Source organism: uncultured Comamonas sp., assembly GCF_964277875.1.
In the GTDB taxonomy this organism is placed as follows: domain Bacteria; phylum Pseudomonadota; class Gammaproteobacteria; order Burkholderiales; family Burkholderiaceae_C; genus Comamonas; species Comamonas sediminis.
Genome location: NZ_CAXYJV010000036.1, coordinates 59,915 through 76,626 on the forward strand (window position 1 = coordinate 59,915; position 16,712 = coordinate 76,626).

The following is a 16,712-nucleotide window of genomic DNA, read 5'->3' on the forward strand; positions in this document are numbered from 1 at the left end:
GTTCTGAACGGGGGAAATGCCTCTGTCAACAACTGGTGTTCATGCGGCAAATCCCCCACGTAAAAAAGCCGCGCATGGCGATGCGCGGCTTGGGGGCGGAGGTGCATCCGGGATGCGCGCTTAACGGCTGCGGCGTCCCAGCCGCAGCGCTGCCAGCGCAGCCATCGCCAGCGCCATCAGCAACAGGCCAGCCGGTGCCAGGGTGGGCACGGGCACGGCGGGCTTGCCCTCGGGCTTGCCTTCGTTGCCGCCGCTGTCCTTGCCAGGGATGGTCGTTGCCGCAGTACTTTCGTTGTTGCTTGGATCGGAATCACCGGCCAGGTCCACGGCAGCCGTGTTGACCAGGCTGGCCGGGCCTTGCAGCGCCGCATCCACGGTCGTCTCGACCGTCAATGCCACGGACGCACCGGCAGCCAGCGGCTCCAGCGCACAACGGAGTGTGCGGCTATCGGCGTCGAAGCGGCAGGCGGGCGACGCCTGCACAAAGACCAGGCCTTGGGGCAAGACATCGGTCACGCTGGCTTCACGGCTTGCTGCCGGGCCGTTGTTGACAACCGTCAAGGTGTAAGTCAATGCATCGCCTGCAGCGGCCTGGGCCTTGTCGACCGTCTTGCGCAGGGCCAGATCCACCAGCGCCAGTGGCGTCTCGGTGCGGCTGTCGTTGTTGGACTCATCCGTATCACCCGGGCTGGAGAGGCTGGCGCTGTTGACCACGCTGGTCTGCGCCTGCGGGCGCGACAGCAGCTTGGCCGTGAAGCGGAAGTCCCGTGTCTGCCCGGCATTGAGCGATGTGATCTCGCAGCGCAGGCTGCGCGTCGCCTCGGTATAGCTGCAGCCATCAGGCGCTGCGCCTTCCAGCGCCAGGCCTTCGGGCAGCACATCGCTGACGACGGCATGGCCATCCACCAGGTCATTGCGCGGGTTGGCGGCCGGGTCTTCCTCGTTTTTCACCGTCAAGGTGTAGGCAATCAGATCGCCGACATCCACCGCATCGCCCGCCGCCGCGGTCTTGGTCAGCGACAGGTCCACATAGCGCAGCTTGTCCAGGTCACCGGGCGAGACCTGGGCCGGGTCATAGGTTGACGTGCGGTCCGTGGTCTGGTTGTTCTTGCTGACATCCATGCCCTCCAGCACTTCCACATCGGCCTTCACGCTGGCGCGGTGGTTGATGGTACCGACGGCGCGGCCATCGAGCAGCGAGGCTGGCTCCATCGTGAACTTGATCGCCACGGACTCGCCAGGCGCCAGCCAGGGGAAATCACAGACCAGGCTGCCCGCCAGCGCGCCGGATGCCGGCACGCTACAGCTGTCGGTACTGAAGCGGGTATCGCCATTGGCCAGCTGCACGCTGTCGAGCGAGACAAAGCGGAAGTCGGCCGTCGATCCGGCTGCCGGGAACTGGTCCACCATCTGCACGCCGGTTGCGTACGACTGCGAGGCACCACTATTGGTGACCGTGATCGTGTACTGGGTCTTGCCGGTGTCCAGCGGAATGCCGTCATTGGTGTGGCGCATGTTCACCAGCACATCGACCTGGGGCGTGTTCAGCGGCACCGTTTCGTTGGCGCTGTTGTTGCTCAGATCCGTCTCCGGCGTGACCGACGCCACCACCACGCGGTTGTCCAGCTGAGCCGGGTAGTCCTTGGCACGCGAGCGCAGCTGGTAGGTCACGGTCTTTTGCGCCTTCTCAGCCACGGCGTCAGTCCAGGTACAGGTCAGCGTGCGGTTGGCTTCGGTGATCTCCAAGCCTGCTGCAAACGTGGCGCCGCCGCTCAAGCTGCAGCTGCCCCCGGCAATACTGGGCGCAACGCCCACCCAGATCGTGTTCAGCGGCAACTGATCGGTCACGCTGACCTTGCGCGCCTGCGAGGGGCCGCTGTTCTTGGCGGTCAAGGTGTAGGTGATCGCCTGGCCGGCGGCAGCGCTCTCGGGCGCAGCCTGCTTGGTCACGGTCAGATCGGTCAGGGCTTCCAGCTCCACCGAGGCCTGGGAGCGGTTGTTGCCGGTGTTGAACTCTGCCGTATCGGGCGAGCTCACATCCGCCACATTGATGATGGTGTTGGTCTGCGTGGCATCGTCCTTGGGGTCCACATACTGGCGCGCCTTAATGACGACCAGGTATTCCGCTGCCGGATCGGCGGGCAGGTTGCGGAAGTTGCAGGTCACGGTGGCGGACTTCTGGTTGTTGTCGCCCGAGATCGAACAGGCATCCGACTCCGCGCCATTGCCGCCGGGCATGGTGACTTCGGCCGTCAGATAGCGTCCGTTGGCATAGGGTTGTACCCCCAGCACGCCTGCGCTGTAGGAGGTCAGCAGGTTGCCCACGGTGTCCGTGACCTTGACGGTCCTGGCCATCTGCAGGTCCACATTGCCGGCGTCAGCGGGCACATCGTTCTTGACGCGCAAGCGGTAGACGACCTCGGCACCGGACGCCGCCGATGCGCCGGTGACCGCAGCCGACTTGCTGATCGACAGATCGGCCTTGGCCTCCGACAGGTTCACGCTGTTGCTGTCGGCAATATGGCCGATGGCGGCGCTGCCCCGCCCGTCCACGCCGGTCACCTGGGCGCCATTTTTGATGGTGGCAAACTTGCCCTGGCCCGGATCGATGTGCGCGACCACATTGAGCAGCAACTCCGAGGTCTTGCCTGCGGCGATGCCTCCCGTGAAGGTGCAGGTCAGCAGCCGGCCCAGTTCAGTGGCCGTCGTGCTTTCGGGGCTGCACGTCCACGGCGAGCCTGCGGGCACCCCGGCGAACTGCAACTGCCCGTCCAATTGGTCCGTCACCGTGATCGTCTGGCCCTCCAGCACATCCAGCGGGCCATTGTTCTTGATCTTGACCGCGTACTGGTACGGCTGGCCGGAGGCAATCACCGACGCCGTGGTGCTTTTGCTCACGGCCAGGTCCACCTGGTTGCTGACCAGCACGCTGGCCTGCGCCTTGTTGTTGTCGCCTACATTGGCAGGCGATTCATTGCTGGCCGAGACCTGGGCGGCGTTGTTGACCACGCTTTCGGCGGCCACGGAAGCCGTATCGACGGTGGCATGGACCGTGATCTGGGGCAGGGTCGGTGTAAATGCACCGCTGTAGCGGCAGCGAACGACCTGCGCATTGTTGCTGCAGTCCCATCCGGTACCGCTGGCAGAGACGAAGCTGACGCCGGCGGGCAGCGTGTCCGTCACCTCGATGTCCTGCGGCACCAGCTCGCCAGCGACCCGCTTGGCGCTGAGCGTGTAGACCACCGGCACAGGTGCGGTGGCCTTCTTGTCCACCACCTTCGGATTCACGACCTTGGTCAGTGCCATGTCCAGGTTCACATTGGGCTGCACCTGGATCTGCACATCATCGGTGTTGTTGTCAGGGTCGGCATCCAGAAACAGCTGGCCCGTGGCGGTTTCACCCGCCACCGACACCGCACTGGCCACCTGGCCGCCGCTGGCCTTGACCAGCACAGGCACGCTCAGCAGCGGCAAATCCTGGCCACGGCCGACGGACTGGCCGGCGGGCACGGTGTAGCTGCAGCTCCATACCGGTACGGGCTGGTTGGCGCTGGTGTCCTCCACCAGCTGGCAGGCCCAGCCATTGCCGCCAGGGCTGCCCTGGAACTCGGTTCCCTCGGGCTGTGGAAAACGCACGGTCGCCTTTTCGCCCGCCTTGAGTGCAAAGGCATAGGGCGAGTCCGCGTTGCGCACCTGGAGCTGGTAGTCGACCTTGTCGCCCTGCGTATGCGTGGCGCCATTCACAGGTGCCAGGATCTGTACGGCCAGATCAGCACGCTCATAGGTGGTGATCGTGCGTTCGATGCGGCTGTGGTTCGGGGCCTGTTCACCCGCATCCGGATCCACGTTGTTGGGACTGGAGGCAGAGGCCTGCGCCGTCCAGTCGGTGCCAGCGGCGGGCAGCTTGACGCGGAAGTCCACCGCGACGAAATCGGCCGCCGTTACCAGCGGAAGATGGCAGCTCAGTGCAGAGCCGGCCTGGATGGTGTCGCCCGCCTTGGGCAGGGGCTCGTCACACTGCACGCCAGCAGGCGCGACGATGCCCTGAAAAATGGCGCCCGCTGGCAGTTGCTGCAGCAACAGGACGTTGGATACCTCGCCGGTGCCGCCATTGAGCTTGACCTTGGCGCGGTAGACAAAGTCCGCGCCCACCGGCCCATCGACCGATCCGCTCTCGGCAACGGCGCCGGTCTGCGCAACAAAGGCGTCGTGGTTCACAAAGATGTCGTACTGGGTCGACTGGGCGGCCACCACGGCCGGCATCAGACCCGACAACAAGGCCAGGGCAACGCTGCCACGCACCGTGGTGCGTAGCGGCGGAGATCGATACGGGAGTAACACTTTCAACGTCCTGCTTAAAAAAGGCAAAGCTCCGCCCTCTCCTCAAAAAACAGAGATAACGGCTTGCGTGTTCAGTGAAATAAAAGATTTTTGCTACTTACCAAAGATTTTCCCGGCGAGCGCCGAGATAACAGCCAGTGGTAGTAACGGATCCTTAATAACCTGCTGTACCTGACAACAAGGGCTGCGAATGTAGCACTGGCATCCGGCGTATATATCCAATAAACTTTCAATAAATTTATTAGCCATATAAAAATGATGCAACAAAACAATGCAGAGCTGCCCATAGCATTTATGAACGGGCGCCGCCACCCGGGAAGCCTGCCGCCCCCAGCCAGCATCGGGATACAACAGCACCGCAGAGGCGTGCAGCGCCCCGCGATGCTCCGCAGCGGCTGCGCGCATCCGCAATGGCATACCTCCAATGGACTGATTTATTTGACAAATAACCAATCTGAAGAGGCTGCGCAGCGAAGGAAAGCCACGCAGCGCGGGGCTGTCCCCCTCCTCCCTGTGTCAACGAGAGGGCTTCTGAGGTCTTCTTGCTGCAGCCGCCTTTTCCGCCGCAGGGGCCGGCTGCACCGGCATATTGAAACAATTAGACACATCATCGGCGCAGCCGGGCGCGGCCTCTGTCCACCACCGAAATAATGGTGTTTCGATATGTTAACAATTCTAAATTGTGATTTATCAGGGTATTGCAGAATAATCCGCCATCGAAAGTAAGCACTTCCCTTTCGTTATAAATACCGGTCCCTCCGGCATAGACCGGTCTTGTTATCGCCGCTGTGCCGTGCGATAACCCTCTTCCCGGCGCAAGGATTTATCGGCGTTCCAGCGGCAGAAAAACAAAAATCCCCGCCGGGTTTTTTACCCGGCGGGGATTTTCTGGGAGGGCCGCTGCGTTATGCCAGCAGTGCGTTCACCCGTTTGACATAGGCGGCCGGGTCGTCCGGCAGACCACCCTCGGCCAGCACGGCCTGGTCAAACAGGATCTGGGCCAGGTCATGGAAGTGCACCGAGCCATCGAGCTTCTGGACCAGCGGGTGCTCTGGATTGACCTCGAGCACCGGCTTGCTCTCGGGGGCGGCCTGGCCAGCCTGCTTGAGCAAGCGGGCCAGCTGCAGGCTCATGCCGCTGTCCGAGACCACCAGGCAGGCGGGCGAATCCACCAGACGGCTGGTTGCACGCACATCCTCGGCACGGTCCTTGAGCGCATCCTTGAGCTTGGCCAGCACGGGCTTGAAAGCTTCGGCCGCTTCCTCGGCAGCCTTTTTCTCTTCCTCGTTCTGCAGCTTGCCCAAGTCAACAGCGCCCTTGGCCACCGATTGCAGCGGCGTGCCGTCAAAGTCCTGCAGGAAGTTCAGCGCCCACTCGTCGACCCGGTCGGTCATCAGCAGCACCTCGATGCCCTTTTTCTTGAAGACTTCCAGCTGCGGGCTGCTCTTGGCAGCGGCCAGCGTATCGGCGGTGATGTAGTAGATGGCCTCCTGGCCCTCCTTCATGCGCGCCTTGTAGTCGGCAAACGAGGTGTTCAGGCCTTCGTGCGTGGTCGATGCAAAGCGCAGCAGCTTGGCGATGCGGTCCTTGTTGCCAAAGTCCTCACCCAGACCTTCCTTGAGCACGGCGCCAAACTCGCTGTAGAAGCGGCTGTACTTGCCTTCCTTGGCCTTGTCGTCTTCGCTGACCACGTCCACCACGCCGTCACTGCCTTCGGCAGCCGCCTGGGGCTTGTCATGGCGGGCCAGGTCTTCGAGCATCGACAGCACCCGCTTGACCGAGCCATCACGGATCAGGCGCACATCGCGGCTTTCCTGCAGCAGCTCACGGCTCACATTCAGCGGCAGGTCCGCCGAGTCGATCACACCTTTGACAAAGCGCAGGTACTGGGGCATCAGCGCCTGGGCATCGTCCATGATGAACACGCGCTTGACGTACAGCTTGATGCCCGCATGCTTGCCCTGCTGGTACAGATCGAACGGGGCCTTGGCGGGGATGTAGAGCAGCTGCGTGTACTCGGTATTGCCTTCGACGCGGTTGTGGCTCCAGGTCAGCGGATCTTCATAGTCATGGCTGATGGCCTTGTAGAAATCCTGGTACTGCTCAGGCGTGATGTCCTTCTTTGCGCGGGTCCACAGCGCGCTGGCCTTGTTGACGGTTTCCCACTCGCCCGTCTTGACCATCTCACCGGGTTGGCCGTTCTCGCCCTCTTTCCACTCTTCCTTCTCCATCAGGATGGGCAGGCTGATGTGGTCGGAATACTTGGCGATCACTTCCTTGAGCTTGTAGCCGTTGAGGAAGTCCTGCGCGTCTTCGCGCAGGTGCAAGATGATGCTGGTGCCGCGCTGGGCACGCTCGATCTGCTCGACCTCGAAGTCGCCCATGCCGCCGCTGGTCCAGCGCACGCCTTCCGTCGCCTGGGCGCCTGCGCGGCGCGACTCCACGGTGATCTTGTCGGCGACGATGAAGCCGGAGTAGAAGCCCACGCCGAACTGCCCGATCAGCTGCGAATCGGCCTTCTGGTCACCGCTGAGCTTGTCCATGAAGGCCTTGGTGCCGCTCTTGGCGATCGTGCCCAGGTTGTCGATGGCCTCCTGCGTCGTCATGCCTATACCGGTGTCGGTGATGGTCAAGGTCTTGGCCTTGGTGTCATAGGACACGCGCACTTCCAGATCCGGCTGGTCACCGTACAGACCGCTGTCATTGAGCGCTTCAAAACGCAGCTTGTCGCATGCATCCGACGCGTTGGAGATCAGCTCGCGCAAAAAAATCTCCTGGTTCGAATACAGCGAATGCGTCACCAGGTGGAGCAGTTGGGCCACTTCGGCCTGAAAGGAATGGGTTTTTTTGGTCATGGGAGGTCAATCTTCATCAACACAGAACAAGGGCCTATATGGGTGCAGGCCGCGCCGCTTCAAGGTCGGGCGGTGCTTTTGGAATTGCTTATCCACTTGATCAATATCAACGATAGATTTATGACATGGACCGCTCATAAATGATGACGATGAACCGCAGAGGCTAGCTTCAATTATCTTTACAAAGAGCGCCCTTCAACTTTGTGATCTCCTCTGACACACTTAACGTTATGTATCAAATTTTGACAATTGATTGGTAGCAGCCACGCAAAATCAATGCAACGGTAGTTAACTCCTAATTACAAATGAATGTGATTGAGCGGTCTCCCTTCTTCAGCAGTACTGGTTTCCACCAGGCGCTGGCAGGGTGGGCGGCTCAGGGGGCATGGGTGCTGGGAATCGGTCTGCAAGCGGCCGCAGCACTGGCGCAGGACCAGGCAGGCGCCAGCAGCCGGGTCGAGTCACTGAGCCCCGCACAGGCAGAGCAGGCACGGCTGCGGGCCGTCATCGAGGCCGCACCGGCCGCTTACGAGGACCACTTCATGAGCGCCGATGAACTGACAGCCCTGCGGGCCGGAGAAGCCCCAGACGTGGACCCCAGCACCCTGCCGCTGGGCCTGCGCAGCTGGGCGCTGGAGAGCCGCCTGGGGCTGGGCCAGTCCGACCACGGCAGCCAGGGCCAGCAGCGTGGCACCGAGCTGGGACAGCGCATCCTGTACCGCCAGCAGACCCTCAACCACGGCGAATGGATGCTGCAGGCCGATGTGCGCAGCATGCATGGCGGCCAGGATGCCTGGAACGGCATTGGCGCGCTCGGTTATGCCCGCAGGTCCAGCAGCCAGCGCATCACGGTCCAGAACCTGGATATGCCGGTGACACCCGGCATCCGCATGGACACAACGATAGGCGACAGCTACAGCGAGCTCACCCGAGGACTGGGCCAGAACTACCGCCTGATGCTGGGCACCAGCACCTTGCGCGGCCTGTCCACCCGCATCGGTGGAGCAGATTTCGACATCAGCGCCGGCATGGGCCAGCGCGGCGACCTGCTGGGAGGGCCCTACCCCGGTTTCGAGAAAAGCCAGGGCAGCGTGGCCTGGGTGGGTGCCACCCAGCGCCTGGGCGGTGCCTGGTATGCCGCCGCGCAGCTGAACCAGGCGCACAACGTGGCCGCCGTGGACTATGGCCTGTGGAACGAGCCGGGCAGCGGCAGCAAAAGGGTGAGCAGCTGGGCCGCCGCGCTCGGTTATGGCTCGCCCACGCAGCAGGATGGCGCGCTGCGCGGCCGGCTTACCGCGCTGGGCAGCACCACCCGCAGCGATTCGGCACAAGCGCCTTCCGGCAGCGCGCAAGGCCTGTACCTGGAGGCAGACACCAAGCTGGGCCGCTACCGCCATACCTGGGGCGCCTATGTGACCCGGCCCAACCTGCATTTTGGCGACTACCTGCTGCCCTCCGGCACCCAGGGCGCTTACTGGCGCCTGGACCACAACACCAGCCGCCTGAGCTGGGGGGCCGGGCTCGATGCCGAACGCATGCGCGCCAGCAACTGGCCGGCCCAGCAGGGCCAGACCCGCGTGGGGCTGAGCGGCAACCTGCACTACCAGATGGACCGCAGAACCGCGCTGGGCGGCAACCTCAACCTGTACCAGACCCGCTATGCGGGAGACGGCCAGGGCGGTGGCCTGAAGGGCAGGATGCGCAGCCTCTACGCCTATGGCTACTACCAGACCCGCTTTGGCGATCTGCCGCGCTCGCGCCTGAGCCTGAGCCTGCGCAGCAATGAGCAGATCGTGCTGGGCGATGGCACCGCCACCGGGCGCGAGCTGCAGTGGGAACAGGACTGGATCCGCGCCCAGCGCGAGACCATGCGCCCCGAGCTGGTCACCACCCTCGGCTGGGCCGATGACCGCAGCAACGGCCGCGTCCAGCACTACCCGACGGCCGGCCTGCAAGGCCGTTACTGGGCCAGCAACAGCCTGAGCTTTTCCGGCAACCTGCGCTACACCTCGCAAAGCGGCGGCCTCTTCACCAGCCGGGGCCTGTCGGGCAACCTGCTGGCGGAAAAGCAATGGGGCCATGGCTGGAGCATGGGCATGGGCGTGCTGCTGAACCAGGCGCGCCTGGTCACCACGCAGGTGCTGGACTGGACCAGCCCGCAAATCTACCGCAGCAACGACAAGACCGCCTATGTCTATCTGCGCTGGGAAGGGGGCACCGGCCGGCCCTTTCCGGTGGCCGCAGGCACGCCCGGCAATGGCAGCGGCAGCGTCGGCGGCCGGGTGTTCTATGACGCCAACAAGGATGGACGCATCCAGCCGGACGAGCCGGGCGCGCAGGGCATCGAGGTGGTGCTCGACGGGCGCTACCGCACCACCACCGATGCGCAAGGCCGTTTCCTGTTCCCGATGGTCGGCATAGGCCGCCATCAACTCAGCATCACGCTCGACAGCGTGCCCCTGCCCTGGGGTGCTGCCGATGGAGCGGTACTGAGTGTCGATGTTCCGCTGCGTGGCGAAGCCCACGCCGAGATCCCCATCACCAAGGTGGAGGACTAGCCATGCAGCGGAACCCGGGCCTCCGCTTGCACGCCGTGCATCGTGGCGGCCGACTCCCGGCGCTGCGGCGCTTGCTCCTTGAAAGACGACAACCATGAAACACCCAAAACTGAATGCACTTGCGCTGGGCACTGCCCTCGCCCTGGCCTGCACCGGCCATGCACTGGCGGAGAGCCAATATGGCTTTTCCTCGGCCGGCACCGGCACCGTGACGGCCACCGCCAAGGTCAACCTGAGCGTGGTCATCCCCAAGCTGATCCTGCTCAAGGTCGGATCCAGCAATGCCCTGCAGGACACCGTCAGCTGGAATGCGGCGCTGACCATCCCGCCCACGCCCGGCACCACGCCCACGGCCACCGCCAACAACGTGCAGGTCCCCTGGGATGGCACCGCCCCGACCGTGGCGGTCACCCCCACGGGCAATGTGCTGGCGGTGTCTGCCTGGACCAATGCCGGCACGGCCAACATCAATTGCGCCGTGGGAGCCTGGAGCCCCGCTGCCGGCGGCCCGCCCAACGCCAACTTCACCGTGGTGGCCGCAGGCGCCACGCCGGTGCCCCATCCGGGCGCCAACCTGGGCGCGTGCGCATCCACCACGCTCACGCCCAACACCCTGTTGAGCGGCACCTGGACCTATGCACTGACCGGCACGGCCACCGCCTGGAGCGCCGGCACCTACACCGGCTCGGTCACCTACACGGCCACAGGCGTCTGATGCCCCAGCGCGATGCAACCACCACCGCGCATGCTGCCCTGCGGACCGCATGCGCACCGCTCGGCGCGGGGCTGGTGCTGCTCGCCTGCGGCATCATCGGGCCCGCCAACGCCGTCATCATCACGGTCAGCGACAACGCAAGCACCAGCAACTACGCGCTGTCGCTGCAGGTGGGGTCCGCTGCAGGGACCGACACGGTGCAGTTCAATGTCACGGGCAACAATGCCGGCCTCACGCCCACGGCCGTGACCGGATCACCCGCGATCGATATCTCGGTCACACCGGTGCGCCCGATCGTCTCTTCGGAAGTGGCCCGGCCCGTCACGTTGCGGGTGGATTCCGGCACCGGGCTGATCTGCCAGAGCAGCTCCTGCGGCAGCACCATCATCCCGTTCAGCAAGATCAGCTGGACGGTCAGCAACAGCAGTGGCTCGGCCGCTGGTGATATCCAGAACGGCCAGTTCAGCGGTGCCAACAACCAGCAGCTGGCCAACTTCAATGCCAATGCCAACGTCTGCTCGATCCCGATCATCGTTCTCTGTCTGGGCACCTGGACCTACCAGTCCCGGAACCTGAGTGCCACGCGCTTGACCTTCCGCTATGCCAATGACACCTTCTACCCGGCAGGCACCTACCTGGGCACGGTGTATTTCACCGCGTCGATGGAATAAGGAAACAGGTCCATGCCCAGCTTTCGCCTTCGCTGTTGTGCTGCACTGTTGGGCATGGCCGGCGCCTGGGGCCAGAGTGCGCACGCCCAGCCCACCCGGCTGGACGACTCCAGCTCCCCGCGTGCGCAAATCCATGCAGATTTCCGCAACGCGCAGATGCTGGACCCCCACACCATCAGCCTGCCTTTCGGACGCGTGGAATACCGGCTGGCCACCGCCGCGTATATGGGCAGGCAGGCACGCATCTACTACGTCATCCCCTTGGCGGTGGCCGGCCTGCGCTCACCCATGGGCATGCAGGTGCAGTGGCGCAGCAGCGGGCTGTTCCAAGGCGGCATGGGCCGCCCCGGCGACCGGGTGCTGGTCTGGACCGGCACCGTGCGTGCGCCCTGGATCACCGAAAGCTTTGATTTGCAGCTGCGCCTGGACCAGCGCCAGTTGCAAATAGGCCGGGGTGGCAGCCTGCGCTTTGAATCCTACTTTGAGATAGAGACCCAGCCATGACCCTGATCCGCTTCTTCCAACGTTCCCTGTCGCTGGCCTTGCCCCTGGCCACCTGCCTGGCCCAGGCGGCCCCGTTCGAGATGGCGGTCTCCCCCTCGCGCTTTGAGCTCACGGCCAAGAGCGGCGAGCGCCTGGGCCAGTCCATCGATCTGCACAACCTGGGCGCAGCCGCTACTGCGCTGTCGGTACGCACCCTGGACTGGAGCTACTCGGCCGAGGGCCAGATCAGCTACCACGACGAGCTGCTGCCCGGCAGCTGCCGCCCCTGGGTGGCGCTGGAGCGCCGCACCGTCAAAGTACCGGCGCAGACCAAGCAGGCCTTTCGCTTCCAGGTCACGCCACCGGCCGATGCGCCGCGCGGCGAATGCCGCTTCATGATCGCCGTCGAAGGGGTGGAGCCGGCCCAGCAGACCATCATCCAGAGCGGGGGCGCCCACCTGAGCCTGCCGGTCACCGGCCGCATCGCCGTGGCCGTCTATGTGATGCTCGGCGGCGCCGAGCCCAAGCTCGAAGTGCAGCAGATCGGCATGCGCGAGATCGCCGGCAAGCGCAGCCCTGCGCTGACCGTGCGCAACTCCGGCGATGCCCATGGCCGGCTCGAAGGCACGGTGGACGCCAAGGATGCGCAAGGCCGCGACTTCATGCTGGCCGTTGAAGGCACGCCGATCATGCCCGGCCAGACCCGGCATCTGGCGCTGGTCCCCAAGGCAGAAGATGGCCAGCCTGCCATTCAGCCCCGTTACCCCATCAAGGCGAGCGGGATGCTGGACTGGGACAAGGGCAGCTTCAAGCTGAATGCGGAGTTCCCATGAACCCACTGCGCGGCCCACGGACACGGATGCGCCCGCTACTGGCGCTGGCGCTCGCGGCTGTGTCTGCGGTTGCGCAGGCGGGCAGTGCCACGTCGGGCACCGGCAACCTGCCGCGCACCACGCCAGCGGTCGCGCTGAACTTTTCCATCCAGATCGACAAGTTCCTGTTTTTCCGCGTCGGTGACGGTGCCTGGCCCACACCGGGCGGCACCACATCGCAGGTCGGCTTCAGCTTGAGCCCCAGCATCCCGGCGGTGCCCACCACGCCCGCCAATGGCAACAACACACCGGTCAATTGGAACGGTGCCGCCCCGACGTTTGCAGTCGCCGCCAGCGGCAATGTGCTGCCGGTCGAGGTGCGCAGCAATGGCGGCCAGGTCAGCGTGTTCGCGACCGTGACCACGGCACTGACCAGCGGCGCCAACACGATTCCGATGAATGTGGTCAGCGTCACCAGCAGCGATTCGGCGCTGCCGGCGCCCACCATTCCAGCCAGCGGCACCGGCACCAGCGTCAATGTGACCGGCGGCGGCACCGGTACGGTCAACAGCCTGGTGACCATCCGCACGGCCAACTGGACCTTTGCCTACAACAGCGCCGTCAGCCGCACGGCGGGCAACTACAGCGGGCAGCTGAGCTTTACCGCCGCCGTGCCGTGAGGTCCGGACAGGCGGGCGGCAGGCATCCCTGCTGCGCCAGGCGGACCAGCGCCTGGTTATTGGTTACGATGGCAATCCCTTCTGATTTTTGAATGATTCCGCCATGCCCACCAGCGCCGAACGCCTTGCCCACAGCCTGCAGACCCTGACCTCGCTGGGTGACGAAGCGCAGCGCATCTTCACCCAGCTCTACCCGGACGCCGCACAGGAAGCGGCGCAGGCCGCAGACCAGCGCGCAGCGCGCGGCCTGTCGCTGGGCCCGCTGGACGGCAAGCTCGTCTCCATCAAGGACCTGCTGGATGTGGCCGGCCAGGTCACGACCGCTGGCGCGAAAATGCGCCGCGACAGCGCTCCGGCCGCACAAGACGCGCCGGTGGTGCAGCGCCTGCGCGCTGCCGGTGCGGTGATCGTCGGCAAGACGAACATGACGGAGTTCGCCTTCTCGGGCGTGGGCATCAACCCCCACTTCGGCACCCCGGGCAATGCCGCCGATGTGCTGCACATCCCCGGCGGCTCCTCGTCGGGCGCCGGGGTCAGCGTCGGCCGGGGCCTGGTCGACATCGCCATTGGCTCGGACACCGGCGGCTCGGTGCGCATCCCCGCCGCCTTCAATGGCGTCACCGGCTTCAAGCCCACACAGGCGCGGGTCACGCGCGACGGGGCTTTTCCGCTGTCCTACACCCTCGATGCGCTGGGCCCCTTGGCCCGGACGGTGGCCGATTGCGCGGCCGCCGATGCCATCATGGCCGGTGTCATCCCCCAAGCCCTGCCCCCGCGCAGCCTGCAGGGCCTGCGCATCGGCCTGCCCCAGGGCCTGCCCTGGACCGATTGCAGCGCCGAGGTGCTGGCCCAGACCGAACAGGCCATCGCCAGCTTGCAGGCCCACGGCGCCAGCATCCGCAAGCTGCCCTGGCAAGCGTTGATGGCCGCCCCCGCGCAGCTGCAAAGCGAGGGCACCTTGATTGCGGCCGAGGCCGCCGCGATCCACCAGCAGGCGCTGGTGGATTCGCGCGACGCCTTTGACCCGCGCGTGCTCTCGCGCATGGACAAGGGCCGCGCGCTGACGGCGCCCTACTACATCCAGCTGCTGCAACAGCGCCAGCAATGGACCGCCAGGATGGACGCCGCCATGCAGGAGGTCGACCTGCTGCTGCTGCCCACCGTCGCCATCACCGCGCCGCGCATTGCGCCACTGCTGGAAGACGACAGCGCCTTCTTCGCCGCCAATGCGCTGATTCTGCGCAACACCTCGATCTTCAACTTCTACGACCTGCCCGCCATCTCGCTGCCGCTGCCGCGTGTGGCCGGCAGCCTGCCGGTGGGGCTGATGCTGGTGGGCGCGCGCATGCAGGATGCGAACCTGCTGGCACTGGCCGCCGCCGCCGAGCAGGCGCTGGCCCAGCGCTAAGGACGCGCTATGGGACGCGCAAGCCTGCAATGGACCGATGAGATGCTGGCCGCCTTGGGCACAGACAAGGATGCGGTGCTGGCCGAGCGCTGGGGCACCAGCGCCAAGACGGTGAACCTCAAGCGCAACAGCCTGGGGATTGCCGCCTTTGGCCATGTCGAATGGACAGCGGAGATGCTGGCCGCACTGGGCCAGCACAGCGATGCCAGCCTGGCCGCCCAGTGGGGCATCAGCAAGGCCAGCGTGGTGGCCAAGCGTGGGGCGCTGGGCATAGCACCGCAGGACAGCAGCCGGGGCAAGCAAAGCCAGCACAGCTGGCAACCTAACGAGGTGATGCTGCTGGGCACCGCATCGGATGCCGATGTGGCCGCGCAGCTGGGCCTGAGCCTGGCAGCGGTGCGCAATGCACGCATGGCCCGGGGCATTGCCCCGGCCCGCCCGCACAAACCGCCAATCGCCAAAAACTAAGCCCCCTCTGACCCGTCGGGCCAAAGAGGGCTTTTCCAAGCCAGCGCCCTCGTCACGAGAGCGGCTGATAATCGTGATAATCGGCTTAGAACTGCTCGTTCTCGCCCAGATAGCGCCACTGCCCCACCGGCAGATTGCCCAGCACCACGTTGCCGATGCGGATGCGCTTCAAGCCGACCACAAACAGGCCGACGGCCTCGCACATGCGGCGGATCTGGCGCTTCTTGCCTTCGCGCAGCACAAAGCGCAGCTGCTCGGGGTTTTGCCATTCCACACCAGCGGGCAGCAGGGCTTCGCCATCCAGGGACAGGCCGTGCCGCAGCAGCGCCAGCTTGTCTTCGGGGAAGTGCCGTTGCACATCCTGCTCGACAGCGCCATAGGTCACGCGCACCAGGTATTCCTTCTCGACGTCGGAATCCTCACCAATGATGTGCTTGGCAATGCGTCCGTCCTGGGTCATCACCAGGAGGCCGACCGAGTCGATGTCCAGACGGCCGCAAGGGGCCAGGCCCTTGAGCTGGCTGAAGTTGAAGCGCGTCTTGCTGTGGTCCTCGCGCCAGTGGTTGGGCGGGTTGACCAGCACCACCGCCGGCTCATGGCCGTCTTCGGCCTGGCCGCTGACATAGCCCATCGGCTTGTTGATCAGGATCGTCACCTGCTGGGCCTGCAAATCCTGCGCCTCGCGCCGGATCTCGATCTTGTCGGTCAGCTCCACCAGCTGGCCCATCGTCGCGACTTCGCCGTTGACCAGCACCCAGCCGTTCTCGATCCAGGCATCGCCCTCGCGGCGCGAGCACAGACCCAGATCGGACATGCGCTTGTTCACGCGCACCTGGCCTTCGGCCTTCAGCTGCTCATTCTGGGCCTGGGCCTTGGCGGTCTGCATCGTGCGCTGGGGCCCATCGGCGCGCCAGACGTTGGATGGCATCTCGCGGCGCGGGGCATCCCGGCGCGGGGCATCCCGGCGTGGTGCTTCGTCGCGTAGACGCTCGGAGCGGAAGCCATCCTGGCGTGGGCCTGCGCCAAAGGAGCGGGGTCCGCCCTCGCGGGGGCCTTCCGAGCGGGGGCCAAAGCCACGGGGGCCTTCGTTGCGGCGGTCATCCTGGCGCGGGCCAAAGCTACGTGGGCCGTCATTGCGACGGTCATCCTGGCGTGGGTCGCGCGATCCGGCACCTACGGAGACAAAGTCACCGCGCCCGGCATAGGGGCGCCCGGCGTAGGGGCGGCCAGCATCCGGGCGACCTGCATAAGGGCGTGCATCGTCACGGCGGCCACCATCAGCGCGGTCGCCAAAACGGCGTTCCTGGCCAAAGCCACCGCCGCGTGCCTCACCACGGCCAAAACCGCCATCGCGGCTATCGCGGCCCGACCTATCGAGGCCCGGCCTATCGAGGCCCGGCCGATCGCGGCCCGGCCAACTATCCCGGCTGCCACGCTCACCACGGCTGTCGCGCGCGTCACGACCATCGCGGCCATCACGCCCGTCCCTGCCTCCTCGGTCGCTGAATCGGCTGTCGCCGCCAGAACGGGGCCCTGTAGGGCGAGGGCCACCAGCGGAACGCGGACGGTCCGCACCCGGCCCTCCGTCACGGCCACGCGCGACGGGAGCGGGCGCGGGTTTGCGGGTCAGGGTGAGTTTTTTGCGGCCTTCGCCATCGTCGGCGGCAGGAGAATCAGCTGGAGGGCGGGGATTTGACATAGCCCGCTATTGTCGCGTGTCT

Annotated in this window: 12 protein-coding genes; 8 read left to right on the forward strand and 4 right to left on the reverse strand. The window is 65.3% G+C overall.

From position 1 onward, the window contains the following. Positions 1-120: 120 nt before the first annotated feature. From ACHWUQ_RS13235 to htpG, 3 genes are all read right to left on the reverse strand, one after another. Positions 121-4,341 (reverse strand): hypothetical protein, encoded by a 4,221-nt coding sequence (locus ACHWUQ_RS13235; RefSeq protein WP_394681459.1) that lies wholly within the window; start codon positions 4,339-4,341, stop codon positions 121-123. Between the two features lie 93 nt (positions 4,342-4,434). Then, complete coding sequence (locus ACHWUQ_RS13240; protein ID WP_394681421.1) at positions 4,435-4,758, reverse strand: hypothetical protein; 324 nt, start codon at positions 4,756-4,758, stop codon at positions 4,435-4,437. 488 nt (positions 4,759-5,246) lie between these two features. Next, complete coding sequence (gene htpG, locus ACHWUQ_RS13245) at positions 5,247-7,196, reverse strand: molecular chaperone HtpG (RefSeq protein ID WP_312450635.1); 1,950 nt, start codon at positions 7,194-7,196, stop codon at positions 5,247-5,249. Between the two features lie 305 nt (positions 7,197-7,501). Here htpG and ACHWUQ_RS13250 point away from each other — a divergent pair, with 305 nt between their 5' ends. The 8 genes from ACHWUQ_RS13250 (at position 7,502) to ACHWUQ_RS13285 (ending at position 14,991) form a co-directional block, all read left to right on the forward strand. Then, on the forward strand, positions 7,502-9,754 hold the full coding sequence (locus ACHWUQ_RS13250) for a hypothetical protein (protein ID WP_313332767.1): 2,253 nt from the start codon (positions 7,502-7,504) through the stop codon (positions 9,752-9,754). Positions 9,755-9,848: 94 nt separating this feature from the next. After that, complete coding sequence (locus ACHWUQ_RS13255; protein WP_239809682.1) at positions 9,849-10,469, forward strand: hypothetical protein; 621 nt, start codon at positions 9,849-9,851, stop codon at positions 10,467-10,469. Further along, the gene (locus ACHWUQ_RS13260) at positions 10,469-11,140 is read left to right on the forward strand and encodes a hypothetical protein (protein WP_239809683.1); all 672 of its coding nucleotides are present in this window, start codon (positions 10,469-10,471) and stop codon (positions 11,138-11,140) included. Before ACHWUQ_RS13255 ends, ACHWUQ_RS13260 begins: the two co-directional genes overlap by 1 nt. A gap of 12 nt (positions 11,141-11,152) precedes the next feature. Beyond that, positions 11,153-11,644: a hypothetical protein gene (locus tag ACHWUQ_RS13265; protein ID WP_394681422.1), complete on the forward strand. Its 492-nt coding sequence runs from the start codon at positions 11,153-11,155 to the stop codon at positions 11,642-11,644. After that, positions 11,641-12,456, forward strand: coding sequence for a hypothetical protein (locus ACHWUQ_RS13270; protein ID WP_394681423.1), 816 nt, complete (start codon positions 11,641-11,643; stop codon positions 12,454-12,456). The genes ACHWUQ_RS13265 and ACHWUQ_RS13270 overlap by 4 nt, the downstream gene beginning before the upstream one ends. Continuing rightward, on the forward strand, positions 12,453-13,115 hold the full coding sequence (locus ACHWUQ_RS13275) for a hypothetical protein (protein WP_394681424.1): 663 nt from the start codon (positions 12,453-12,455) through the stop codon (positions 13,113-13,115). Before ACHWUQ_RS13270 ends, ACHWUQ_RS13275 begins: the two co-directional genes overlap by 4 nt. Positions 13,116-13,218: 103 nt before the next feature. Then, complete coding sequence (locus tag ACHWUQ_RS13280; protein WP_394681425.1) at positions 13,219-14,523, forward strand: amidase; 1,305 nt, start codon at positions 13,219-13,221, stop codon at positions 14,521-14,523. Positions 14,524-14,532: 9 nt separating this feature from the next. Then, complete coding sequence (locus ACHWUQ_RS13285) at positions 14,533-14,991, forward strand: hypothetical protein (protein ID WP_239809688.1); 459 nt, start codon at positions 14,533-14,535, stop codon at positions 14,989-14,991. 85 nt (positions 14,992-15,076) lie between these two features. On the opposite strand, the gene ACHWUQ_RS13290 is transcribed toward ACHWUQ_RS13285, so the two are convergent. Next, the gene (locus ACHWUQ_RS13290; protein ID WP_394681426.1) at positions 15,077-16,690 is read right to left on the reverse strand and encodes a pseudouridine synthase; all 1,614 of its coding nucleotides are present in this window, start codon (positions 16,688-16,690) and stop codon (positions 15,077-15,079) included. Positions 16,691-16,712: the final 22 nt, after the last annotated feature.